At 52.4% G+C, this 23,771-nt stretch carries 20 protein-coding genes and 1 other RNA gene; all 21 read right to left on the reverse strand.

Annotated elements, in window-relative coordinates:
- Positions 1-27 precede the first annotated feature (27 nt).
- The 21 genes from AC0LWT_RS27510 to yqfD all read right to left on the reverse strand — a co-directional run bounded on the left by AC0LWT_RS27510 (position 28) and on the right by yqfD (position 23,756).
- The gene (locus AC0LWT_RS27510; RefSeq protein WP_474684484.1) at positions 28-1,779 is read right to left on the reverse strand and encodes a hypothetical protein; all 1,752 of its coding nucleotides are present in this window, start codon (positions 1,777-1,779) and stop codon (positions 28-30) included.
- A gap of 16 nt (positions 1,780-1,795) precedes the next feature.
- On the reverse strand, positions 1,796-4,909 hold the full coding sequence (locus AC0LWT_RS27515) for an efflux RND transporter permease subunit (RefSeq protein ID WP_474684485.1): 3,114 nt from the start codon (positions 4,907-4,909) through the stop codon (positions 1,796-1,798).
- A 33-nt stretch (positions 4,910-4,942) separates the two neighbouring features.
- Complete coding sequence (locus AC0LWT_RS27520; RefSeq protein ID WP_474684486.1) at positions 4,943-5,539, reverse strand: TetR/AcrR family transcriptional regulator; 597 nt, start codon at positions 5,537-5,539, stop codon at positions 4,943-4,945.
- A 52-nt stretch (positions 5,540-5,591) separates the two neighbouring features.
- Positions 5,592-6,935: an efflux RND transporter periplasmic adaptor subunit gene (locus tag AC0LWT_RS27525; RefSeq protein WP_474684487.1), complete on the reverse strand. Its 1,344-nt coding sequence runs from the start codon at positions 6,933-6,935 to the stop codon at positions 5,592-5,594.
- Positions 6,936-7,718: 783 nt separating this feature from the next.
- Positions 7,719-8,147, reverse strand: an RNA gene (rnpB, locus tag AC0LWT_RS27530) — RNase P RNA component class A.
- Between the two features lie 103 nt (positions 8,148-8,250).
- Positions 8,251-9,360 (reverse strand): Nif3-like dinuclear metal center hexameric protein, encoded by a 1,110-nt coding sequence (locus AC0LWT_RS27535; RefSeq protein WP_474684518.1) that lies wholly within the window; start codon positions 9,358-9,360, stop codon positions 8,251-8,253.
- Positions 9,336-10,097: a tRNA (adenine(22)-N(1))-methyltransferase gene (locus tag AC0LWT_RS27540; protein WP_474684488.1), complete on the reverse strand. Its 762-nt coding sequence runs from the start codon at positions 10,095-10,097 to the stop codon at positions 9,336-9,338. The genes AC0LWT_RS27535 and AC0LWT_RS27540 overlap by 25 nt, the downstream gene beginning before the upstream one ends.
- A gap of 3 nt (positions 10,098-10,100) precedes the next feature.
- Positions 10,101-10,931 (reverse strand): hypothetical protein, encoded by an 831-nt coding sequence (locus AC0LWT_RS27545; protein ID WP_474684489.1) that lies wholly within the window; start codon positions 10,929-10,931, stop codon positions 10,101-10,103.
- 138 nt (positions 10,932-11,069) lie between these two features.
- Positions 11,070-12,188, reverse strand: coding sequence for an RNA polymerase sigma factor RpoD (rpoD, locus tag AC0LWT_RS27550; RefSeq protein ID WP_474684490.1), 1,119 nt, complete (start codon positions 12,186-12,188; stop codon positions 11,070-11,072).
- A gap of 34 nt (positions 12,189-12,222) precedes the next feature.
- Positions 12,223-14,067 (reverse strand): DNA primase, encoded by a 1,845-nt coding sequence (dnaG, locus tag AC0LWT_RS27555; protein ID WP_474684519.1) that lies wholly within the window; start codon positions 14,065-14,067, stop codon positions 12,223-12,225.
- A gap of 59 nt (positions 14,068-14,126) precedes the next feature.
- Positions 14,127-14,600, reverse strand: a complete 474-nt coding sequence (locus AC0LWT_RS27560) for a YaiI/YqxD family protein (protein ID WP_474684491.1) — start codon at positions 14,598-14,600, stop codon at positions 14,127-14,129.
- Between the two features lie 74 nt (positions 14,601-14,674).
- The gene (locus tag AC0LWT_RS27565) at positions 14,675-15,490 is read right to left on the reverse strand and encodes a pyruvate, water dikinase regulatory protein (RefSeq protein ID WP_474684492.1); all 816 of its coding nucleotides are present in this window, start codon (positions 15,488-15,490) and stop codon (positions 14,675-14,677) included.
- Positions 15,491-15,671: 181 nt separating this feature from the next.
- Positions 15,672-16,421 (reverse strand): DNA repair protein RecO, encoded by a 750-nt coding sequence (gene recO, locus AC0LWT_RS27570; protein WP_474684493.1) that lies wholly within the window; start codon positions 16,419-16,421, stop codon positions 15,672-15,674.
- Positions 16,422-16,450: 29 nt separating this feature from the next.
- Positions 16,451-16,609 carry a YqzL family protein gene (locus AC0LWT_RS27575; protein ID WP_474684494.1) on the reverse strand — a complete coding sequence of 53 codons (159 nt, stop codon included), beginning with the start codon at positions 16,607-16,609 and terminating at the stop codon, positions 16,451-16,453.
- An 82-nt stretch (positions 16,610-16,691) separates the two neighbouring features.
- Positions 16,692-17,591 carry a GTPase Era gene (gene era / locus AC0LWT_RS27580; protein ID WP_474684495.1) on the reverse strand — a complete coding sequence of 300 codons (900 nt, stop codon included), beginning with the start codon at positions 17,589-17,591 and terminating at the stop codon, positions 16,692-16,694.
- Entirely contained in the window at positions 17,588-18,007 is a 420-nt protein-coding gene (gene cdd / locus AC0LWT_RS27585; protein WP_474684496.1) for a cytidine deaminase, read from the reverse strand. Before cdd ends, era begins: the two co-directional genes overlap by 4 nt.
- Before the next feature lie 40 nt (positions 18,008-18,047).
- Positions 18,048-18,752, reverse strand: a complete 705-nt coding sequence (locus tag AC0LWT_RS27590) for a diacylglycerol kinase (RefSeq protein WP_474684497.1) — start codon at positions 18,750-18,752, stop codon at positions 18,048-18,050.
- Positions 18,752-19,276 carry an rRNA maturation RNase YbeY gene (ybeY, locus tag AC0LWT_RS27595; RefSeq protein ID WP_474684520.1) on the reverse strand — a complete coding sequence of 175 codons (525 nt, stop codon included), beginning with the start codon at positions 19,274-19,276 and terminating at the stop codon, positions 18,752-18,754. Before ybeY ends, AC0LWT_RS27590 begins: the two co-directional genes overlap by 1 nt.
- Positions 19,277-19,323: 47 nt before the next feature.
- Positions 19,324-21,552 (reverse strand): HD family phosphohydrolase, encoded by a 2,229-nt coding sequence (locus AC0LWT_RS27600; protein ID WP_474684521.1) that lies wholly within the window; start codon positions 21,550-21,552, stop codon positions 19,324-19,326.
- 41 nt (positions 21,553-21,593) lie between these two features.
- A complete protein-coding gene (locus tag AC0LWT_RS27605; RefSeq protein WP_474684498.1) occupies positions 21,594-22,556 on the reverse strand; it encodes a PhoH family protein in 963 nt (320 codons plus the stop codon).
- Between the two features lie 6 nt (positions 22,557-22,562).
- Positions 22,563-23,756, reverse strand: a complete 1,194-nt coding sequence (yqfD, locus tag AC0LWT_RS27610) for a sporulation protein YqfD (protein WP_474684499.1) — start codon at positions 23,754-23,756, stop codon at positions 22,563-22,565.
- Between the last annotated feature and the right edge of the window lie 15 nt (positions 23,757-23,771).

Raw genomic sequence — 23,771 nt, forward strand, 5'->3', positions numbered from 1 at the left:
CGTTTTGCCTATACCGGCGCCCTGCCGTTATTTCAATTCGACAATGAACCTTTTGGCTTCTCCGGTAGGAGTTTCAATAGCTTCATATATGCGGATAGTCAATTTATTTTCGACCTGATCCGTCGTCAAATCGTTGAAAGAGAGCCTTTGCAGCCCTGACACCAGCCGTTCTTTGCCGGTAAGGGCAAAATACTTTTGCCCCAATGTTCTGCCCAGCGCATCGACAAGCTCCACCTTCATTTTGGAAAAGCTGTTGTCCACTATAACCTGCTCATCCAGCTTTACGTCCAAATCCAGATCAAGCTTGTAGCTGTAAGCTATGGATTGCGTTGGGGTCGGCGATAAAGTCGGAATGAGCGACCAGGTGTTCACTTTGACCGAATACGGATAAAAAGACATTTGGCTGCGGTCTTCCCCACCGGACGCCTGCACATGAAGCGCTGCGATTGCGGTTTTGTACGGAGCGGCCGATTTGTCGTCAAGCAGCTTTAACGTGAACGCTTCGCTCTTCTCCGTTGTCGGCATGACAAACGCATAGCTGAACACGGTCGCGGTTCCCGGCGGCAATTGCTTCATATCCGAATTTTGCCTCACACCCGAATACTGTTTGTTCGCCTTCGTCTCAAGCTCGGTATGGAAAGCCGGTATGGGCAGCGGACGATCTCCCCGGTTGAACAATTTGAATTTGATCATGGCCGTCTTATACGGATCGCCCGTGTTCTCGCTTATGTGAAAATCCACTGCCGTTACGTCCAAATTGGGCTGTATATACTCGTTCCAGCTGTCAAACACGATCGGCGTATTCAGCTTATATGCTGCGGTCTGCGCCGGTGCCGCGCTTGCCTTGCCATCCCCCAGCGCAATATTCAGTTTGCCGATGGAAAAAGGAACGGCGGCGGACTGCCCCTGCGGCCCCGTCCGGTTGAACTGCTCCACGGCAAGCACATTGATGCTGCTGAGGGTAGTGTCCATGCTCATATCCGTAGGGATGGCGTAGTAGATAAACCGTTTTTTCTTCGGTCCGACGGTCAGAACGGCTTCGTCCACTCTTTTGCCCGGATAAACTTGCTGCGCATTTCTACCGTCCAGCTCGAAGGAAGGTATCGTTTCCGTTCGATCCGAAGGATTATCGACCAACAGCTTGATGACATTCTCCGTCCCTAGTTCGGTATAGCTCCGCGTATAGTTTACAGGTGTATACAGCAAGGGGGAATCCAGTGTCGGAATCCGAAAAGCTTCGCCCCACTTCTTGATCGCGGAAGGGTCTTTGACCTCTGCCAGACGCCCGTTCCAACTGATCGAAGCGATCGGAGCCTCAGCCAGCACCGTCTCCTTTTTCGGGTACACTTCCCGGTCGACGTCGACGAGCAAAATGCGGTCCGGTTGAATCTCCGTTTTGCGGTCGATCGTTTTCATATATGTGAGCTCTTCCTTCGATTGCGGCTGTACGGCACCGGCGTTCGTGCTGCTCGGAGCAAGCGTGTATTCCGTGCCTTCGGTCGCCAGTATGCGCAGCTCGTGATCGGGAATACGGACAATCTCGCCGCTGTCATTGATGATGCGGATGACGGCGCCCAATTGAACGCCTCCCGTGATTTTTTCGTTCAATACTCCCTTGATTTCCACCCGCAGAGAATCGGTTAGCGAGTAGGATACCGCTGTCTCCTCGGCAGCCGGCCGCCCTTCCTCGGCTTTGGCGGGCAAGCCGGCCGTTCCGAGCAGAGCCAGCGAAACGGATAGCGCCAGTACGGCGGTTATTTTTTTAACATGCTTCATCATGGCTGGAACGCCCTCCCTACATTTGAATGGTATGGCTTTTATCTGACAGATTGGCGCTGCGGGCAGCCCGGTTTTTCCTTTTGTCTCTCCACTGGGCCAGCTTCAAATACATCGTCGGAACGATAATCAGTGTAAGCAGCGTGGAAAAGATGAGTCCCGAGATGATCGCCACGGCCATAGGCCGCCATAAGCTGCCGCCCATGATCGCCATCGGCAGCAAACCGCCGATAGCGGTAGCGGACGTAAGCAGAATGGGCCGCAGTCTCGCCCGGCCGGACTCCGCGATCGCATCGTACAGCTCCACGCCTTCGTGCCGCGCATGCTCAATGAATTCGATAAGCACGATTCCGTTGCGGACAACGATGCCCGCCAAGCTGACGAATCCCATGAGTGCCATAAATCCGATCGGCGCGCCGGTCACGAACAAGCCGATCAATGCGCCGCCCATGGCCAAATAGACGGTTGACAGGATCAAAACCGGAATGGATAAAGAATAGAACTGCATGGCAATGATAATGTAAATTAGCAGCAGAACGACAATCGACAGCTTGCCGATGGAAATGAACGCATCGTTGCGCTCCTCGTTTTCGCCGCCGTACTCGATCGTATAATTGCTCGGCATTTGAAGCTGGTTGATTTTCCCCTGCAGATCGGTAAGGATTTCGGCCGGCAAACGCCCTTCCGTATAGGATCTCACCGTAATCGTTCTTACCATGTTGTGATGTTGAATCGAAGAAATCATATGATCAGGCTCGAAGCCGACAAATGTTTTGATCGGGTAAAGCTGCCCCGTTTGCGACGGTATCATCAGCGCCTCAACCTGTTTCAAGCTGCTTGCCTGATCGGAACCGCTGTATAACGTAACGTCGATTTGTTCATTGTCCACCTGCAGCTTCGTCGTCTCAATGCCTTCGGACGCCAGACGCGAGGTAGCCGTCAAATCTTTCTCGGTTACGCCGTAGAACAGCGCCTTATCCTTATCAAGCTGCAAATCGATCGTATTCGTATCGGCGCCGACATCATCGGAAACGTTCGTCGTACCCGGTATTCCCTTCAGAATAGTCTGAATATCTTTGGAGAGAGAAGAAAGCTGAGCCAAATCCGGGCCGCTGATGCGCAGCGCGATCGGCGCACCCACAGGCGGGCCTTGCTCCAGCTCCCTCGGCAAAATCTCGATGTCCGGGTACAACTGCTTGAGCTGTTGACGCCATTTCGTAACGAGCTCGCTCGTATGTACACGTTTTTCGTCAATTTTGATGAACAATTGGCCGGTTCTCGTGCCTGTGGAGACGGTTTCCGAGTAATAGAACTTGGGCGAGGTCCGTCCGGCATAAGCGGACACGAGGCTGACGCCGTCCTGCTGCTGAACCCAGTCGGACAAATTTTTCATCATGTCGGCGGTCTGCTCATAAGTGCTGCTCACCGGCATCTTGACATCGAGCAAAAACTCTTCCCGCTCCGCACTCGGAAAATACTGGACGCCGAGCAGCGGCAGCAGGCCGTAGCTCGCCGTGCCGATGACAAGCGCTACAGACGCTGTCAGCACCGGCTTTTTCAGCAGGCGGCGAATCTGCCTTTCATACAATTCGCTTAAGCGCTGCAAAGTGCCGCCCAAGAGCCCCGGATGCTTGGCCGCAGTGGCTGCGCCTTTTGTACGAAGGCGCCGCAGCCCGATCCATTTGCGAAAAATCGGAATGATCGTCAGCGACATCGCCATGGAAGCGGCCAATGTCAAGCTGATGACGACCGGGATCGGACGAATGAAATCCCCGATGTTGCCTTTCAGGAAAAACAGCGGGAAGAACGCGGCCGCCGTCGCGAGCGTAGCCGTAAGAATCGAGATTGCTACGTCCTTGCTGCCTTCCAGCGCCGCTGTGTGCGGCGAATCGCCGAGCATCTGCCTGCGCTCGATATTATCGTTGACAACAATCGCGTCGTCGACGAGAATGCCCAGCACGATGACAAGCGATACGACCGTAATTTGATTCAAGTCGATCGACGTCATGCCCAGCGGAATAAAGCCGATCGCGATGGAAATCGGTATGGCCAGCGCAACGAGTAGAGCCGTGCCTACGGTTAACCCGAGCGAGCACACCAGGAGAACGGCCGCCATCCCGATCAGCAGCTCTTTCTTCAAATCGGCAAACAGCTTCGTAACGCTCGCCTTCTGCGTAAACATCGACTCCATCTTCACCTGCGAAGGCAGTGCGGGCTGCAGGTCGGACAGCTTGGCGTCAATGCGGTCCTGCAGAGTCGGAATATCGATTCCCTTCTCGGCATAAATCACGATATCGGCCGCAGGCTTACCGTTATGGAACACTTGCTCCTCCACTTTTTTCGTTCCCATCTTGACCTCGGCTACATCCTTGATTCGAACGGAGTTTCCTTGGTCGGCCGAACGGTATACGATCGTATTCCCGATATCGCTTGCCGAAGCCGACTCCCCGGTCAACTGAAGATAGACGCGGCGGTCATCCTGATTGACGTTGCCGATCGGCGTCCGGTCATGGGCATTTTGCAAAGCTTGCATGACAAGCGCCCAAGGAAGCTGAAAGCCTTCAAGCTTTTTGCTGTCAAGAATGACTTTCACTTCTTTGTCGGGAATTCCGACGATCTCAACGTCGCTGACCCCCTGCACGGTGCGCAGCTGATCCTTCCAGTTTTTCGTAATGGAACGAAGTGATTCGAGTTCCTCCGGCCGCTCCACGACCAGATGAACGATCTGGGCGGCTGTTTTAGCCAAATCGTCATCGATCTCGGGCTGGTGCGCCTCGGCAGGCAGCTTGCTTTGCGCGGACTGCACCTTTTGCCTTAACGTATCCCAGGCTTGCTTGTTGTTCACACCCGGCTTCAATTCCACGGTAATCAGCGACACATTGGGCGCCGAAGTGGAATTCAGCTTCAGAATGTTTTCCATTTCTTTTATTTTTTCTTCAAGCGGCTTTGTGACAAGCTGCTCCACTTTTTCCGGCGACGCACCCGGATAAATCGTTTGGACCGTTGCTATCGAAACGGTAATTTCGGGATTCTCTCTCTGGTTTAAAGTGGAAAAACTAACAACCCCCACAAAAATAAGCATAATAAAAAACAGCATCGTAATTTTTTGATATTGCAGCAGCTTGGTAATCAAAGACTCACCCTCTTCTCCGGTTGCTCCCGCATGTTAGCATTCATACATTTTCATACTGATATCGGCAAGAACACCGGCCAGCTTGGAGACGGACTCGATCCCGCTATTCCGTATATTGAACCAGGTATAAGCCAACTCCATCGACATCCCGATGCTAGCATAAGCCATCATTTCTTCTATTTCCGGGTCGCTATTTTCGGATCCGGGAGAAAAATCCATGACGATGATTTTCGCCAGACTCGCCTTGAATCCCAAAATAATTTCTTTCAATTCGGGAAAATTCATGCCTTCGTGACATCCGATCCCGAGGATCAGCTTGTTCTCGAAATAAATCATCAGAAGATCGTAAAAAAGCTGATAAAAAAGCTGATGAACTTCTTCGGCTGTATACTCCTTATCGATTTGCGTGCTTTGGAATTGAACGAGGACGTCCTCCAGCTGCTTCGTATACGTTTTGACGAGCATGATGAAAAGCTCCTCTTTCGTTTTGAAGTACAAATAAAAAGTGCCTTGTGCCACGCCGGCTTCTTTCACGATATCGGAAACTTTCGTATTGCTGTACCCGAGCTTCAAAAAAATGTTAATCGCCGCTTGCACGATTTTTTGCCTGGTCTGTTCGTTTTCCTTCATATAGATCTGTTCCTCCTCGCGTAAAATACGATGCCGCACCCGATATCAGCCATTATTCTGTCGCTTTTACCTGCTCCTTATCCTGCACCTGATGCTGGCCGGTTACGATCACCTGCTCGCCGGCATTGAGCCCGGAAACAATCTCCTGGTCGGAATCCTTGACTCTGCCGAGTCTTACTTTGTGTTTTTCCGCTTGTCCTGTGGCGGCAACGACAAATACGTACGCTTCCCCATCCTGCTGCAAAACGCTTGACGCCGGGATTGTAACGCTCTCTTGCTGGGCGCCATCCTCGACGATCAGCTGCACGCGCATGCCGGGCTTTAATAATCCGTCCTGGTTGGCAACCTCCACTTCCAGGGTGTAGGTCTTGGTCTGGCTGTTAGCGGTGCTGGCCAGATAGCTGACTTTTCCTTGCAGTTTGTTCGAAGGCGCGTCAGGTATGTATAGAGTCAGCTCCTGCTTGCCGCGGACATATTGCAAATTGGCCTCTGTCAGCTCCGCACGCACCTTGACCGGTTTCTGCTGCTGAATGACGCCGACTTTTTGCCCCCGCGGCAAGGTCATCCCTTCCTCTATCGGCATTTCGGTAAGCAGACCGCTCGCCGGAGCTTTCACGTCAAAATAAGATAAATTCCGCTCGACATCCTCCATATCCACCTCATTGGCCTGAAGCTGGAATTGGATCGTCGCCAGAGAATCACTGGATTCCAGCGTATCAAGCTTGCGCTGCAAAACTTCAAGATCCCGCTGCAGCTTGTTGACCTGGGTTTCGATTTGCTCCTTATCTTTTTTGGTCGCCTGACCGGTGTCATAGTTGTTGCGGATCGTGTTGTAATCCTTTTCCAAGTTGTTCAAGGCGTCCTTGGTGGAAGCAATATTGTTCGTCAGCTCGAATTTGCTGTCTTCCACATCTTTTTTCGCTTTGGAAAGCTGGCTTTCCAGACTGTTTTTACTGTAGACAAGCTTTTGCTTTTGCCTCAAAACGTCTTTCTTGTCCAGCTCCAGGATGACATCGTCTTTATTCACCCATTCGCCGCGCTTCTTCAGCACCTGCATAACGTCCCCGTCGACTTTCAAGACGACGTCCAACTGCAAGGACGGGATCACGTCGGCGACTTGCTCGACATGATTGGCCCATGGCTGCTTCGCCGCCTTCATCGTTTTGACCGTCTTTACAAGCTGCTCGGCAGCCTGCGCCGCGGCAGGTGCAGACGGGGCGGAACCGCTTGAACAAGCGGAAAGCGCCAAAGCCACCGCCACAAGCATGGCCGGCAATTTTATCGCTCCGCCTTTTCCGCGAAGATGCTGGAGAACCCCTTTTTTTGTGTAAGGCATATGTCCGTCACACTCCGTTTCTTTGATGACTTCCAAGTCAATGACTGTCATGTCAGTCATAATGACTTCCTAATAGTACCATAAAGGTTCAAAAAATAACACCCCCTGCACGTATAAATTTTTTATTAAGCCCTAGGAGTCTGTCCGATGAACCACGTAGAAGGTATATACATGCAAAATGACAGCAATTATGCAGCGTAAGCGGCAATATATGCAGTCATGATTCACCCGGTATGCACAAAAGTAACTCCGTCGGACAGACTTCCAGAGTTCAACCAATTGGTGATATCGGCGAAATGAAATAACCTCTATTGAGGCGGAAAAAGCCTGCAAAGTCAGGCTGTTGAACCCCCCTGCGTCAGAGGCGATGGCTCACAATTTGCCTGGCCGCACGAAGAAAACCTGCAAAAATACATGAATTTACGTCCTTAATCGCTGGCCGCGAACAATTCCTGCAAAAGTGCAGGTTTTTCACCAAACACATAGACCCATGCTCACTTTCAGCGAAAATTCCTGCACTTTTGCAGGTTTTTGGGCAAAATGAGCTGATTTCAGAAGAAAAACCTGCACTTTTGCAGGTTTTCTCTCTAGCAAGCTGATTTCTGCCCAGTGCCTACACCGGGAGTGGTGCGCCTAGAGCGGCTGTCCCCCAAGTTAGTCACACTCGTTCCCCTAGCCCTCACAGAGTGTCGCGACTTACTCGGGCAGCCTGCACATTCGCAGGTTTTCTCCCTGCCAAGTTGCTCCTGTCCAATTACGCAGAAGTTTCACGACCTACGCAGGGAGAGGCACGCATATAGTAAAAACCCGCAAGGCGCAAAGCCTTGCGGGTAACCGACAGTATTGGAAAGTTTGCCGTAAGCCGGGTTCTGTACTTCCGGTGGTCGTAACGGGCGTCTGTTCCCCTGCCACCATTGAAGCGACAATCATCTATCTAGGCCGCACATTGCTGCGCGGCTCAAGCGACCAACCCGGACGCGCCTCGGGCTAAGGCTGCCGCTGCAAGAGCGGCCTGCGTCCCTCTAGGTCTTGCTCCAAGTGGGGTTTACCAGGATCTATGTCACCATAGATCCTCGTGGTCTCTTACACCACGGTTCCACCCTTGCCTGTGCCGTTGCCGTCATAGGACGGCGAGGCCATCGGCGGTCCGTTTCTGTGGCACTATCCTTCAACTCGCGTTGACTGGACGTTATCCAGCACCCTGCCCTGTGGAGCCCGGACTTTCCTCTCGCGGCGGGTCGCCCCGCCGCCAGCGATTGTCTGTCAAACTTTCCGGTGCATTTGCTAGTATACAAGGAATGCTTCCGAAATACAACCTTAATCTCAATTCCAAAATAGGCAGCGGCCGGATATCAACATCCTCCGCCGCATAGGCCTATACGAATTGGAACGGCTCGGTGTTCACTTCGGACGCCAGTACCTGCGTGTCCGTCTTCTCCAGCTGCGCGGCGAGGTAGTCGGCGACGCCGCGCTTCATAATCTTCTCGACGTTGTGTCCGACGTCGATCATCGCCAGCCCCGCCGCGAGCGCATCGTGCGCGGTGTGGTAGTCTACGTCGCCGGTGATAAGCACGTCGGCGCCGGCAAAGAGGGCGTGCCGCATGTAGCGCGCGCCGGAGCCTCCCAGCACGGCCACCTTGCGGATCGGCCGGGCCAAATCGCCGACGACGCGCACCGTGGGCACGTCGAACGCCTGCTTCGCGAGCGCGGCCAGCTCGCGGAGCGTCATGGCCGCGGGCAGCTTGCCTGCGCGGCCGAGGCCAAACACTCTACCCTTGAGGTCCATCGGGTAGAGATCATAGGCCACCTCCTCGTAGGGGTGGGCCTTCAGCATCGCCTGAACCGCTTTGCGCTGCACGCTAGCGGTTACGATCGTTTCCACGCGTACTTCCTGTACGCGTTCCAGCTTGCCCGCTTCCCCGATGAACGGGTGCGTTCCTTCCTGCGGCAGGAACGTTCCCGTCCCGGGGATGTTGAAGCTACAGTGACTGTACTGCCCGATTCCCCCCGCACCCGCGGCGAAAAGGGCATCCAGCACCTGCCGATGGTGCGACTCGGGGACAAAGACGACGAGCTTATGCATTTTTTCCGTATGAACGTCCTCCAGATGCGTCAGATCGCTTAATCCGAGCGCAGCCGCCATCATGTCGTTGACGCCGCCATCGGCGACATCCAGGTTCGTATGTGCGATATAGACCGCGATATCGCGCTTGATCAGCTTTTCATACAGCCGACCTGCCGGCGTATCTGTCTGAATATGCGCCAGCGGGCGAAAAATAATCGCATGGTGCGCGATGATGAGATCCACCCCGAGCCGGATCGCTTCGTCCACGACTTCGTCCGTAACGTCCAATGCGACAAGCACCTTGCGAATGTCCTTTTGCAGGGTGCCGAGCTGAAGCCCGATCTTGTCGTCGGGCATCGCATAATGTTTGGGAGCAAGCTGCTCAAAAAGCTGAATTACGGTTTGACCTTTTGCAAACAAGCGAGCACCTCCTTGATTTCCGCTATTTCCTGTCCGATCGCTTCCGCTTTTTCTTTCGAAGCGTCCGCGGTTGACCGGGCAAGCTGCCCTTGAATCATCGCCAGTTTCGCGAGCTCGCTTTCCCATTTGCGAAACCATACGCCGGCCGCTTCTTCAAGCAGCATCGGCCCCATCTGCAGCAGACGTTCTTTGCGAATCGTCAGCATTCCCTGCAGCGTCCGTTCCTTGTACAGCGCTTCACCGTCCTGCGCGCGGCTATTCAGTGGCTCGGCCGTCAAAATCTCATAAATTTTCCCGTCTTCTTCAAGTATAGCTTCCGCTATAAGCAGCCAGCCGCTGCCGTCCAGCCAGCGCCTTACTTGATCTTCGCCTACATTCGGCTGCAGGATAAGCTTGCCGACGCCTGCGAGCTTCGCTTTGCCCGCTTCCAGAATAGATGCGATCAAGCTTCCGCCCATACCCGCTATCGTGATGACATCCACTTCTCCAGGCTCTATTACGGCGAGCCCGTCTCCCGACCGCACACTGATGGTGCCGGTCAGCCCGCTTTCTTTTACCTGCCGGGCCGCCGCTTCATAAGGGCCGGGATTCACTTCGCCGGCGACGGAAAAAGAAACAACCCCGTTCTGCGCCAAATACGTCGGAAGCAGCGCATGATCGGAGCCGATGTCCGCAAGTCGGGAGCCTTGGGGCACCCGGTCTGCAATCATTTGAAGCCTTTTCGATAACTTAACCATTGTTTACATTACCCACTCTACCCATTTTTTGCGGAGCCAAAATAACACCATTCCCGCCGAAACCAGCTTGCCTGTGAACGATAATTGAACGACCCGCGAGCTGATGTCCGTATCGGTAAGAAAAGTAAACGCCTCGGGCGCAAACCAGACCATTGTCCCTACAAGCATCATCACTCCTGCGGATTGTTTATTCGTATGATGCGCCAGCCATGCGATCCATATAAGTAATATACTAACCGGAATCCAGCTAATTTCAAGCGCAAGCCATCCGGGATTGTCCAGTTTTCTGAGCAAAAACCATCCGTACGCGCCGATCAGCCCTATCCAGCCGCAAAACTGGAAAATGCCCATCCGTCCGGCCAATCCGCAGATCAACCAAACGATGCTGCAAAAAGCAACATAACCGACAAATGCATAAGGCGATTCCACACTGTACAAATGCAGCAAATAAACGCCGAGAAGCAAAAGCATCACCGAAGCGACGCCGCACAGCAAATAACTTACGGCAGGTGCTTTGGCAAGCTGACGAAATGCAAAGATGTAACAAATTGCGACAAAAACAGTGGAAATTCCAATTTGCATTGGCATTCCAAAAGAGTTAAAATTAAGAGCAGATAAGGCAATTGCCGCAATGACCGCAAAAACGAACAACCAGATTTTCCAATTACTGTTTACCACGGAAGAAGCAGATACCCCCATCAGCGATTTCGGTTTCGAAGCTCCTTCTTCCAAATATAAATTCAGTAAAAAATCGCAATAATGCTCGGGAAGCAGCTTACTTCTCCGCCAATGCTCGATTTCTTTCACGATCAGTTTTCTTTTTTCGGCATCCATGTATTCGTTCCACCTTCCCTAGCTTCTTTATCGGCAAAACAAGCGGAACGCATTAGAGCATGTTTTCCCAAACTGTTCATCAGTCCGGCAACGAAAAAACCCCGCCGCTTTCGTGGCAGGGCCTTCATACAGCGAATTTTATTCCAGGAAATCTTTCAACCGTTTGCTTCGGCTAGGATGTCTCAGCTTGCGCAGCGCTTTGGCTTCGATTTGACGAATCCGTTCGCGAGTGACTCCAAATACTTTGCCTACTTCCTCCAAGGTCCGCGTACGTCCGTCATCCAATCCGAAACGAAGCCTCAACACGTTCTCTTCTCTTTCCGTCAGCGTATCGAGCACATCTTCGAGCTGTTCCTTAAGAAGTTCGTAGGCCGCAGCATCGGCAGGAGCCAGCGCTTCCTGATCCTCGATAAAATCACCCAGATGCGAGTCGTCTTCTTCGCCGATCGGCGTTTCCAACGAAACGGGCTCTTGTGCGATTTTCATAATTTCCCGTACTTTATCCGTACTGAGGTCCATCTCTTTGGCGATTTCTTCAGGGGTCGGTTCGCGCCCTAATTCCTGCAGCAGCTGACGGGAAACACGTATCAGCTTGTTGATGGTCTCTACCATATGTACAGGAATCCGAATCGTTCTTGCCTGGTCGGCAATAGCGCGGGTAATGGCTTGACGAATCCACCAGGTTGCATAGGTACTGAACTTGTAGCCTTTGGTATGATCGAATTTTTCTACAGCCTTGATGAGCCCCATGTTGCCTTCCTGAATGAGATCGAGGAACAGCATGCCTCTGCCTACATAACGTTTTGCGATGCTGACTACGAGCCTGAGGTTTGCTTCCGCCAAACGTCTTTTTGCCTCTTCGTCGCCGTTCTCGATCCGTTTGGCCAGATCCACTTCATCTTCCGCGGAAAGAAGCGGTACACGGCCGATTTCCTTCAAATACATCCGAACAGGATCGTTAATTTTAATACCCGGCGGGAGCGCCAAATCATCGTCAAAATTAAACTCGTCATGCTCCTGGTCGTCCGGATTCATTGACATCTCATCGTCGGACTCGTTGCCCACATCGATGCCCAGCTCCGAAAGCTGTTCAAAAAATTCATCGATTTGCTCGGGGTCCTGATCGAAAGGAGCAAGCTTTTCCATAATATCCTTGTAAGTCAATGAAGAGCGTTTTTTCCCTTGCTCGATAAGCTGATCCTTCACCTGGTCCAAGGTCAGTTCTGTCTCTAATTCGGTACGTTGATCATTCGCCATAGTACGGACTCCCTCCTCCCTAGTTTTAAGTGTCTCATGTTGACTTCAATCGCTGTTCTAGGGCAATAATCTCAATAGCAATTTGTGCGGCTTTAAGATGCTCTCCCGCGCGTACGGCAAGGAGACTTTCCTCTTTCTTGCGTTCAACTTCCTCTTGCATCGGAACTTTGCGGATTTGGCGAATATAGTCGTCAATCACTTGTTCATTCATTCCGTGACCCGCTCCCATCATGACGATGGAGCTGGCTAAGCTCTCCAGCTGTTCATCCTGCAGCATGGCAATGTATCGGCTTGCATCGGGCTCAGCGTTCTGAGCGTAGTAAGCATATAAATAAGCAGCTAATACTGCATGAGCTTCCACATTGAATTGATCGCCTAATTGCGATTCCACATGCGCGCACACTTCCCGGTCATGCATCATGACCGCAAGCAGCAAGCGTTCGGCATTGTGATAAGCAGGCAAAAGCGCCGGCGTTTGTCGTGTTCGTTCCGCTGTTCTTCCATTATTCATAACATTATTCCACAGAAATGGTTTATTATCCCCATCTGTTCTGTTTTTTTCCGACTGCAGCAAGATTTCGTGCAGATCCAGCTTCATGGATTCGTAAGAAGAATCGGGAAACTCGGAAGCCAGTTGTTTCAAATAATGTTCGCGTTCCACCTGGGATGGAAGATCGGCAATCATTTTAACTGCGGTTTGCACATAACGAACTCGGTCACCGTCCTCGTGCAGCCTGAAATTTTTACGAATGTATAAAAGCTTGTATTTCATCGACGGTACGGCAGGTTCGATAATCTCCCGTACAAATCGGTCAAAACCGTAGATGCTGACATACTCGTCCGGGTCTTTGCCGTCAGGCAGCATCGCTACCGATACTCTGCATTTGGCTTCTTCCAGGATCGGTATGCTTTTGAATGCCGCGGACTGTCCTGCATTATCGCCGTCATAACATACGACGACTTTGTCCGCATTGCGGTTCAATACCGCCGCATGATCTTTCGTTAACGCTGTGCCCATCGTCGCGACGCCGTTATAAACGCCGGCCTCCCAAGCTTTGATCACATCGACGTAACCTTCGAAAAGCACGGCCTGCTGCAGCTTGCGCATATGGGGTCTTGCCTGATGCATGTTGTACATCGTCCGGCTCTTGTTGAACAGCATCGATTCCGGACTGTTCAAATATTTGGGCTGCACATCGCCCATCGCCCTGCCGCCGAAGGCAATTACTTTGCCGGTGGCGTCGCAAATCGGAAACATGACCCGATCGCGAAACTTATCCACGTAGCCGTCGCCTTCGTTTCTTGCTGAAATCAGCCCGCCTTTTTCCATCAGGGGCAATGAAAAGCCCCGTTTGTCCAGCTGCTGGACGAGCGTATCCCACATCGCCGGCGCGTAGCCGATTTGAAAAGTTTCGATCAGTTTGTCCGTGATGCCGCGTGAGGTGAGGTAACTTTTTGCGGCTTTGCCCTGATCGGTATTGATTAATATATAATGATACAACTTGGCAGCGAAATCGTAAGCTTTGAGCAATCCGGATTTCTCCAGCTGTTGCTCCGTCTGCTGCTCGGTCGCTTCCTCCCACGTAACAGGAATGTCCGCTTCTTCCGCCAGTTTGGTCACCGCTTCGGAAAAGCTCAGACCTTCGATCTCCATCAGAAAACGAATCATATTCCCGCCCGCTCCGCATCCGAAACAGCGGTAAATTTGCTTTTCCGGCGTTACGGTAAAGGATGGGCTTTTCTCCGAATGAAAAGGGCACAGCCCTTTCATGTAATGCCCCTGCTTGGTTAAATGCACATGTCTGCCAATGACATCCACGATGTCGTGGCGCTTGAGGACAGCCTCAATAACCTCGTCAGGTATGCGTCCGTTCCTCATCATCTTCCACCTACAATTCAGGTATCCGGTTCCGACTCATTACTATTCGCTACTAAAATTCAATTTCCTGCATCGGAAGACAAAACTTTTGTCAAACGCTGTAGAAATTGTCGTCGATCCGCATCGGTAAACGGTTTGGGGCCTTTGCCGTACTTGCCGCCTCTGCGCAATTTGGCCGATTCGTGACGGCGGTCCAGCAAAAAGTCGATTGTCCCATCCGTATATTCCTGCCCCCGGTTGCCCAGAGCGACCGCTCCTTTGGCCAGTCCAAGAGCAGCAAGTCCAAAATCCTGTGTGACCAGAATATCGCCTTCATGAATATGATTGGCAATATACAAATCGACGGATTGATCCGAACGGTCAACCTGTACGATTTTGGAATGTGCGCTTTCCTGCATCCGGTGATCGTACGAAGCGACCAATAAGACCTGTACGCCAAACAGCTTGGCGGCCTGCTCGATTTCGGCTTTCACAGGGCACGCGTCGGCATCGACGATAATCGTCCTCGTTCGCAATTTCCTCAGCCTCCGCATCTTCGGCCGGATTCCTACCGTAATATTATATACGATGAACTTGTAAAAAATCCTGCTAGCTTTAGCATAAAACCTTATACGGTTCGCTCGATATAATCGAGTATCAGGCTGGCCGTTTCCTCAACGGCGCGGTTTGAAACGTCGAATACGACGCAGCCGATTTTGCTCATAATTTTGTCTGCAAACTCCAGTTCCAATTTAATACGTTCCACATTCGCATAGGTTGCATTTTCCGCCAATCCCAATGTTCGGAGCCGTTCCTGCCTAATAATGTTCAGTTTGTCCGGATCGATGCGAAGTCCGATCACTTTATGTTTGGGCACCGAATACAGCGGCTCGGGCGGCTGCATTTCCGGCACAAGCGGAACGTTCGCGACTTTGAATTTTTTGTGGGCCAAATACATGGACAGCGGAGTCTTGGACGTGCGCGAGACGCCGAGCAGCACGATGTCGGCTTTGCGAATCCCGCTAAAGTCGCGGCCGTCGTCATATTTGACTGCAAATTCGACAGCTTCGACTTTTTTGAAATAGTCCTCGTCCAGCGGATGAATCATTCCGGGCTGCCTGCGCGGCTCCTGCCTCAATACTTGACCGAGCGACGACATAATAGGGCCCAGCAGATCGATATACGTGATGCCGTGCGCTATAGCTTTGCTGATCAGGTCGTCCCGCAGCTCGGGAATGACGAGGGTAAATACGACGATGCCGCCGTTCGTTTTCACCGTGTTCAGAACTTTGTCGATGCCCTCGCAATCATGGATAAAAGGGGCGCGGATAATTTCCACCTGTGCCGGGTAAAACTGCATGGCCGCTGCGCGCACGACGGACTCCCCCGTCTCACCGACAGAATCCGAGACGACATATACGCGGGTTGGCGCTTGATCATCCATGTATCTGTTACTCCTTTCAGCGGGGATACCCCTTCATTAGTCATTAGTATGTATGTCCGGCAAGAACAGAACGAAAGCACAAAAAAACTCACCGATATGCATGGCGGCACATCGGCGAGACCTTTTTTCAAAACATCATAACAGAGCAAAAGGCGTATGTCAAACATGTGACATTCATATTTCATATTTCATATTTCTCCATCTGCTCGATAAAGCTTCTCGATTTCCACTTGACGCCGATATGGGTGTCCATGTAAGCGCGCATGCACTGCTTGAGCTGCGTTTTGGTTTCCTCTTTGACCTGAACGGCTCCGAGCCTGCGCATGTCCATGCGCGGAAAAAGTTTCAGCAGCTTCAGCGCGCCTTCCCCGATCGCAATTGCGGTCGTATCTTTGAAGCGGCAGCGGGAACACAGGCATCCGCCAAGCATCGGGCTGAAAGAGTACAACTCAGTCTCCGCGCCGCACGAGACGCAGCAATTCGTGACGGGCAGGTAACCGGCCAGCTCGAACATTTTCATTTCATATAGATGAACGACGATCTGCATATCTTTGTCGGCCTCGATGGCGGCAAGCCCCGCTTTCAACTGCTCGAACAAAAAAACGCTGCCCTCTTCGTCGCCCATCATGCGGTCGGTCATCTCCGCCAAATAAGCGGCGTAGGCCGATTTGTGCAAATCCTCGCGCAGCGCATGATGCGCCTCGATAATTTCTCCGTTGCTCAGCGAGCCCATATGACTGCCGGCTTTAAAAAACACAAAATCGCCGTACGTGAACAGCTGCGTGACGGCGGCGTGTCTGCTCTTGACTTTTTTCGCTCCCCTGGCCATCAGGCTTACTTTGCCCAATTCGGGAGTAAACAGGCTGATGATCTTATCTCCCTCTCCGTAGTCGGTGCTACGAAGCACGATACCCTGTAAACTGCGCAGCAATTGACTTCCCCCATACAAACCGCAAGGACTCAGTCGATCAGTTCGGACCAGTCGGACGGTTCTTCGTTACTTGGCTCTTCCTCCTGCAATCCCCAGTCCGCTCCCGGCTCTCCGGCAGCCTTTCGATACAGCAAGTAAGCATCCACATCACCGGTCATTGAAAAATACTTCCACGAAAAATCTTTCATGTACAGCATCCTCCCCATCGAACGTGATGTTCTTAGGATGGTACGTAAAAGGGTTCTCTATTCGAAACAATAACTGGTACGATTATTCGTTGCGGAATCCGAGATCGCGGAGTACCCGCTCCTGGTTGCGCCAATCTTTTTTCACCTTGACCCAAAGCTCCAAAAACGTTTTCGAACCGAGCAGCGCCTCGATATCTTGTCTGGCCTGCTTGCCGATTTCCTTCAGAAGGCTTCCCTGCTTGCCGATGATAATGCCCTTCTGTGAATCCCTTTCGACGAAAATGACGGCGGAAATCCGCACGAGTCCGTTCTCTTCCACGCGCATATCCTCAATCTGAACGGCGATCGAATGAGGTATCTCTTCGCGGGTCAGATGCAGTATTTTTTCGCGCACCAGCTCGGCGCAGACGAATTGCTCCGGATGATCGGTAATTTGATCGGCCGGATAATATTGCGGGCCTTCAGGCAAATACCGGACGATCTGCTCCAGCAGCGTCGTCACATTGTTGCCCTGAAGCGCGGAAATCGGCACAATTTCGGCGAAATTGTAAAGGTCCTTGTAGCTGACAATAATCGGCAGCAGCTCGTCCGGGTGCACTTTGTCGATTTTGTTCAGGACGAGAATGACGGGCGTTTCCACGTTTTTCAGCTGCTCGATGATGTAGCGGTCCCCGCCTCCGATCCCTTCGGCGACGTCTACCAGAAAGAGTACCGCATCCACCTCGCCAAGCGTGCCGTGAGCGACCTTGCTCATATAATCGCCAAGCTTGGATGTCGGTTTATGGATGCCGGGCGTATCCAGGAAAACGATTTGTCCCGAATCGGACGTGTAGACGCCGTGAATTTTGTTCCGTGTCGTTTGCGGTTTGTCCGACATGATGGCGATTTTTTGGCCGATGATATGGTTCATGAGCGTCGATTTGCCTACGTTCGGACGGCCGATAATCGCTACGAAGCCTGATTTGAATTCCTTTTTGCTCACTCTTGTTCCTCCATTGATTGCAAATCTTTCGTTGTAAAAGCTCCCGGGAGCAGTTCGGCTACGGTCGTTTTGACGAGCGCGCCTTTCAAATTGCCCATGTAAACCGGCATATCGGGACGGCACAGCTCAGCCAGCACTTGCCGGCACACTCCGCAAGGGGTAATCGGGCCTTCCGTATCGCCGATGACGGCGATAGCCTGGAATGACCCCGGGCTGTGCCCGTCGGCTATCGCCCGGAACAGAGCCGTGCGCTCCGCGCAGTTTGTCGGCCCGTAAGCGGCGTTCTCGACGTTGCAGCCTTTGTGCACGTGTCCGTCTGCGTCCAGCAGCGCGGCTCCGACCAGAAAGTGCGAATATGGCGCATAAGCCCGTTCTCTCGCTTCAGCGGCGAGTTGGAGCAATACTTTAGGTTCCATATCGGATCATCCTTTCACGAAAAAGAGGTCATCGTTAACCTTACAGTAAATTGAAACAGACAAAGGCGAGAATCGTAACGGCCGTACCGATGACCGCTCCGAGAAACAGCGCCGGAAAAGGCCTTGTTGTTTTATCGTACAAAATGATGAAAACTAGGGCCGACAACATATACGCCAGCAGCGCCGCCACCGTCGCTTCGACGAAAACGGCGATCACCGTAGATACGGCGAACGCGATTGCCGTCAGCAAGCTGGGCCTGACAAGCTTTCCTTTGTCGGAAAACCGGGTCTCGACGACGATGACCGTCAAAATAACGAGCGCGATCAGCACCCATACGGGGCCGGCCGATATAGGCATATGCTGCAGCTTCGACTGTCTGAACAGCCGGTCGAGGGGCTCGTAAAATACGATCATGCCCACGACGACGGCAAAGCCTGCCGACACCAGGACGGACGCCGCGGCTACGTCCTTGGCGATCTTCGCCAGCGGATGGCGGTCCGGCATCGCCAGATCGACCGCTTTTTCCACCGCGGTATTGATAAGCTCTGTGACAATCATCAAGGTGACGGCCAGCAAAATAAACAGGATGTCCGTCTTTGGAAGCCGGCAGAACAAAGCGGCCAGCAAAACAAGAAAAGCAACGCAGAAATGGAATTTCATGTTGCGCTGCGAATCCAGGGCGTATTTGATTCCTTCGTAAGCATACCGGAAGCTCCTGCGCCATTTGCGGAAGCCTTCGCCCATCAGCGGGTCAGACCTGCCTTTTGCAAAATGTCCTCCTGCCTGGCAAACATCGCTTTTTCTTCTTCTTCGCTTTGATGATCATAGCCGATCAGGTGAAGAAATCCGTGCACGAACAAAAAGCCGAGCTCCCGTTCTACGGAGTGCCCGTATTCTTCAGCCTGTTCGATCGCCCTCGGAACGGAAATAATAATATCGCCGAGCGGCTCGATGAAAGCTTCCGAAACGGCGCCTTCGTCTTCCCCCGCCTCCTCAGGCTCGCCGCCGTCCTCGTAATTGATTTCGATTTCGTCCTCGCCGAATTCGCTCATCGCAAAGGACAGGACGTCGGTCGGTTTATCGATGCCGCGATACTGCTTGTTCAGCTCATGAATCGCTTCATCGTCGACAAAAGTCAGCGCCACCTCGCCTGCGGCGATCCCTTCCTGCTCGCCTGCAAGCTGCAGCAGTTCCTCCAGCTTGGCGATAAATTCAGTCGATATTTCCTTGAATTCCTGTTCGCTGCTCCATTCCAGCGTTAGATCCATACTTGCCATTTGCAGCAGCCTCCCTTAGATCTATGTATCGCCGGCCCTTATTGGGCCGGTTTCTTCTGTGCCAATTCGCTCGGATATTCGATTCTCGAATGAAAGATGCCGAGCAGCGTTTCATTCAGCGTCTTCGCCACCGTATCCAGCTCTTTGATCGTAATGTCGCATTCGTTGAACTGCCCGTCATCGAGCCGGGATTTAATAATTTTGCGCACGAGGGAATCGATCTGTTCCAGCGTCGGATTCCTCAGCGAGCGGACGGCCGCTTCCACGCTGTCGGCAATGCCGACGATAGCCGCTTCCTTGGACTGCGCTTTCGGGCCGGGATAGCGGAAATCTTCCTCGCGGTATTCCTTGTCGCTGCCCTCTTCCTCCGCCAGCTTTACCGCTTTATGGAAAAAGTAATGCAGCAGCGTCGTGCCGTGATGCTGCTCGGCGATATCGCGGAGCGGCTTCGGAATTTTGTAATCTTTGAGCATTTCGACGCCGTCGCGCGGATGCGCGATAATGATCGATTTGCTCAAATTCGGATCGATCCGGTCATGCGGATTCTCGATATTCGTCTGGTTCTCGATAAAATAACTCGGGCGCTTCGTCTTGCCGATGTCGTGATAATAAGAGCCGACCCGGCACAGCAGGCCGTCCGCGCCGATCGATTCGGCGGCCGCTTCGGACAAGTTGCCCACCATGACGCTGTGGTGATACGTTCCCGGCGTCTCCGTAAGCAGCTTGCGAAGCAGCGGATGATTCGGATTCGACAGCTCCACCAGCTTGAGCGGCGACAAAATGCCGAAGGCGGCCTCGAAGAAAGGCAGCAGCCCGATAACGAAGACAGCCGTCAGCAAGCCGCCGGCAGCCGCAAAAGAAAGCGAGAACAAAGCTTCCTTGCGCGAAAGCTGGTCTTCCATCAGCAGCATGGCCGTAATGGTCAGCATCGAGAAGAACGAGACCATAAGACCCGCTTTCAAAATCGTCGCGCGCTGGCTGGCCCGCTGGATCGTAAATACGGCCGCGAAGCATATCACCAGGCTGACAAGTCCGTAGCGGAAATCGAAAAGCTGCAGGTGCTCGATATTGAAAATGATGCTGGCCATGATCGAGAACAGAACGGAGGAAATAAAGGCGATCTGGGCGTCCAGCAAAATCGCGATCAGTACACTGCCGAGCGCCATCGGCGCCAAATACCCGATTTGCGGGTATTCAAGATTTTGCGCCAGCGAAATGATTTTCATGCCGATCGTATTGATCGTGAAAATCATCAGCAGCATGACAAGCTGGGAATTGTTGTAATGTATCGGCAAAGCGCTTTGCTTGACGAACATATACATGACGAATGAAAGCAATAAGGACAACACGCCGAGGCCCAGCTGCGGAAGATGGTTCGCTTTGTCCTTCAGCAGTTCCAGCTTGTCCAGCTTCGCGTAAATTTCCGGTGTAATGACGTCGCCGACATGAACGAGAATGTCGTTCTTGTTGATGAAAACCGGCTTGACGCTTTCTCTGGCCTGCGCCCTGGCGTCGTCCGTCCCTTTTTGATCGAAAAACTTATTCGGCGTAATGACGGCCCTGGCGATTTCCGTAACCATTTCTCTGGACGTATTCTTCGTCAGAGTGGATGTGTTGACCTGCTCCGCCACCTTCGCGCGCACCGTCTGGGCATCCATGATTTGATCGTTCATCAGTTTGAACACGATGTCCTTCGCGACGGGAAGCATCGCCGTCAAATCTTCTTTCGTTAACCGGGGAAGCTTGAAGTAAGCTTCTTCCGGAAACTGATATTGCTGCTCGGTAAGATCCTTCTGCATCTGCTCAAGCAAAGTTTCGTTGTACTGGCCGCTTACCCGCAGCGCCTTGATCGACTGGTTCTCCAGGTCGCCGATCATGCCGGGAATGAGTCTGCGATAAATGCTGACTTTGTCGTCGAATTTGACTTCCTCGTCGCCGTTGATCTGGAGCAGCTTGTCAAATATCGCATCGATCAGCGCATCGTTCTTGAGACTTACAATGCGGTATACCGGCTGCACCCGCTTGGCCGCGTCTTCCTTGGCCTGCTCGGTAGCCACGGCGTCCTCAATTTGCCGCGGGGCATAGATCGTTTTCTCGCTGACCGCGCCGAGCTGTATATCGTACACTTGCGGAACAAGCTTTGAATAAAGAGAAATATAAAAGATCAGCGCGAGCAGGAGAAACAACAGAACGCGTACCCAATTGCTGTACTTCCATCCGATCAGCCGGTAATGAAATTTGCCCTTGATATGCACTTCATTCTTCATCACGGAGGTCATTCCTCTCTACATTACAACCGTTCTGGTGCTTAGTCTTTAACCTCGTTATAGGCAACAATAATTTTTTGCACGAGAGAATGGCGGACAACATCTTGTTCATCAAAATGAATAAAGCCGATTTCTTCGATACCGTGCAAAATGCGCTCCGCCTCGACCAGACCCGACGATTTGCCGCGCGGCAGGTCAATCTGCGTCACGTCGCCGGTTATGACCATCTTCGAGCCGAAACCGAGACGCGTGAGAAACATTTTCATTTGCTCCGGAGTCGTATTTTGCGCTTCGTCGAGGATGATGAACGAATCGTCCAGCGTACGGCCGCGCATATAAGCCAGAGGGGCGATTTCAATCAAGCCCCGCTCCAACGACTTGGCAACCTGTTCGGCGCCCAAAACGTCGTTAAGAGCATCATACAATGGGCGCAAATAAGGGTCAACTTTTTCCTGAAGGTCGCCGGGAAGAAATCCCAGACTCTCGCCGGCTTCGACGGCGGGACGGGTCAGCACGATGCGTTTGACCTGCCCTTCCTTCAGCGCGCTAACGGCCAGGACGACAGCCAAATACGTTTTGCCCGTGCCCGCCGGTCCGATCCCGAATACGATGTCTTTCTTTTTAATCGTCGAGACATACTGCCGTTGTCCGATCGTTTTGACCCGAATCGGCTTGCCGCGGTGCGTCGTCGTAATTTCTCTTTTGAACAGATCGAGCAGTTGATCCGCTTTCAATTGCTTCGCGAGTTCCACCGCATACAGCACATCGCGTTCCGTCAAAACGTAGTTGTTGCGGATAAGCTCGATCAAAACCTCAAAAAGCTGCTGAAGCGAGTTCACTTCGGCAGCAGCCCCTTGAATCGTTATTTCCGCTTCGCGCGTATAAATTTGCGCTTCGATTTCCCTTTCGATCAGATGCAGGAACTTGTCCTGGGGTCCGAATAAAGCTAATCCTTCAGCAGGATTTTTCAAAGATACTTTCACCGTTTGCGCGTTTTCTACCAACAGGCCTCATTCTCCTTGTGTGACAATTGGACTCTCTTCGGTTATGTTTTCTTCCACTTCAAAATGCACTTCCATATAAACTTTACCACTCTCTGTTTTCTCATGCAAAATTTTTTCGCCCGCAATGCGCGAATCGCTGCCGGCTGAGGCCAGCAGCTTGGCTCTCGCCTGCTCCAAACCGCTCTTTTTGGCGTCCGCCGCTTCGATCGGCTCCTGCACGTTCTGCACTTCCATCACCTTCTCGCGAAGCCAACCGACGGGCAGCGTGTACTTGCCAAGCTGGATCGACTTGCGTTCCGGTATCGTTTCAAAGCTGCCGTACGGCGGCTTTCCGTAGCCCGTAAGCTGCAGCGCCCTCGTGCCGAAAACGAGATAACGGCGGACGACCGACTCGCCCGTGTACGCTTTATAGCTTTTCGTCAAAGGAGCTTCGATTTGCGAAGTGTACCACACGAGCCCCTTGACTTTGCCGCTTGCGACAACAACTTTACTGTTCGTATCGTCGCCGATGATGCCGGAAATAAGCACGTCCCCTTTGCGCACGTACGTATTCGGTTTCACCATCGGCCGGCCTTTTTCCGTATAAATTTCGGTAATCAGAGCGCTCTTGGACGCTACCAGATGGCGCGGATTCATAAGCGGCCCCTTATCCGGGACTGTCGCTTCAACGACTTTGATCACAACGTGAATACCGCGGATTTCGACACCGACCCAGGCGGCTTTTGGCAGCATTCCCTGAATTTCGCGGGCCAGTTCTTCCGACTCCTTCAATCTGAACTTCCATTGGAATTGGTAAATGCCTTGTTTGGAAGCCGCTTGCAAAATATCCGCCTTGGGAATGCGCTCGTTGCCCTCCACGCTCACCTGCCAGACGAGAGAGGTCAGCGCGTACAAACCGATGAAAAAGCCGATCATGCCGCCGATAAACAGCTTCCGCGCCCCCAGTTTGTCCATAAAAAAAGGAAGTCCGAACCTTTGCAGCACATGAACCCGGCAGCCTGTCTGCTTTAAAAGCGGCCGCAAGCCGAAAAAATCTTTGATCGTGATGCACATCTCCAGCTTGTCCCCGCTTGCGGGCTTAATATCCCATATGGAGAACCCTTTCTCCATCATGGGATTGATCAGCTTTTCACAATCCTTGCCTCGCAGCTCTATGCGGACATAACCCCGGACCCGGGCAATGAACATCGATTGCTTCATAACGAACAGCCCCCC

This window comes from Paenibacillus sp. sgz302164 (assembly GCF_056120505.1).

What these genes read in the sequence shown, in the direction of transcription:
- AC0LWT_RS27510 (WP_474684484.1), bottom strand. Translation starts at nt 1,779, where the DNA reads ATGATGAAGCATGTTAAAAAAATAACCGCCGTACTGGCGCTATCCGTT.
- AC0LWT_RS27520 (WP_474684486.1), bottom strand. Translation starts at nt 5,539, where the DNA reads ATGAAGGAAAACGAACAGACCAGGCAAAAAATCGTGCAAGCGGCGATT.
- AC0LWT_RS27525 (WP_474684487.1), bottom strand. Translation starts at nt 6,935, where the DNA reads ATGACTGACATGACAGTCATTGACTTGGAAGTCATCAAAGAAACGGAG.
- AC0LWT_RS27540 (WP_474684488.1), bottom strand. Translation starts at nt 10,097, where the DNA reads ATGGTTAAGTTATCGAAAAGGCTTCAAATGATTGCAGACCGGGTGCCC.
- AC0LWT_RS27545 (WP_474684489.1), bottom strand. Translation starts at nt 10,931, where the DNA reads ATGGATGCCGAAAAAAGAAAACTGATCGTGAAAGAAATCGAGCATTGG.
- rpoD (WP_474684490.1), bottom strand. Translation starts at nt 12,188, where the DNA reads ATGGCGAATGATCAACGTACCGAATTAGAGACAGAACTGACCTTGGAC.
- dnaG (WP_474684519.1), bottom strand. Translation starts at nt 14,067, where the DNA reads ATGAGGAACGGACGCATACCTGACGAGGTTATTGAGGCTGTCCTCAAG.
- AC0LWT_RS27560 (WP_474684491.1), bottom strand. Translation starts at nt 14,600, where the DNA reads ATGCGGAGGCTGAGGAAATTGCGAACGAGGACGATTATCGTCGATGCC.
- AC0LWT_RS27565 (WP_474684492.1), bottom strand. Translation starts at nt 15,490, where the DNA reads ATGGATGATCAAGCGCCAACCCGCGTATATGTCGTCTCGGATTCTGTC.
- AC0LWT_RS27575 (WP_474684494.1), bottom strand. Translation starts at nt 16,609, where the DNA reads ATGAAAGATTTTTCGTGGAAGTATTTTTCAATGACCGGTGATGTGGAT.
- cdd (WP_474684496.1), bottom strand. Translation starts at nt 18,007, where the DNA reads ATGGAACCTAAAGTATTGCTCCAACTCGCCGCTGAAGCGAGAGAACGG.
- AC0LWT_RS27590 (WP_474684497.1), bottom strand. Translation starts at nt 18,752, where the DNA reads ATGGGCGAAGGCTTCCGCAAATGGCGCAGGAGCTTCCGGTATGCTTAC.
- ybeY (WP_474684520.1), bottom strand. Translation starts at nt 19,276, where the DNA reads ATGGATCTAACGCTGGAATGGAGCAGCGAACAGGAATTCAAGGAAATA.
- AC0LWT_RS27600 (WP_474684521.1), bottom strand. Translation starts at nt 21,552, where the DNA reads ATGAAGAATGAAGTGCATATCAAGGGCAAATTTCATTACCGGCTGATC.
- yqfD (WP_474684499.1), bottom strand. Translation starts at nt 23,756, where the DNA reads ATGAAGCAATCGATGTTCATTGCCCGGGTCCGGGGTTATGTCCGCATA.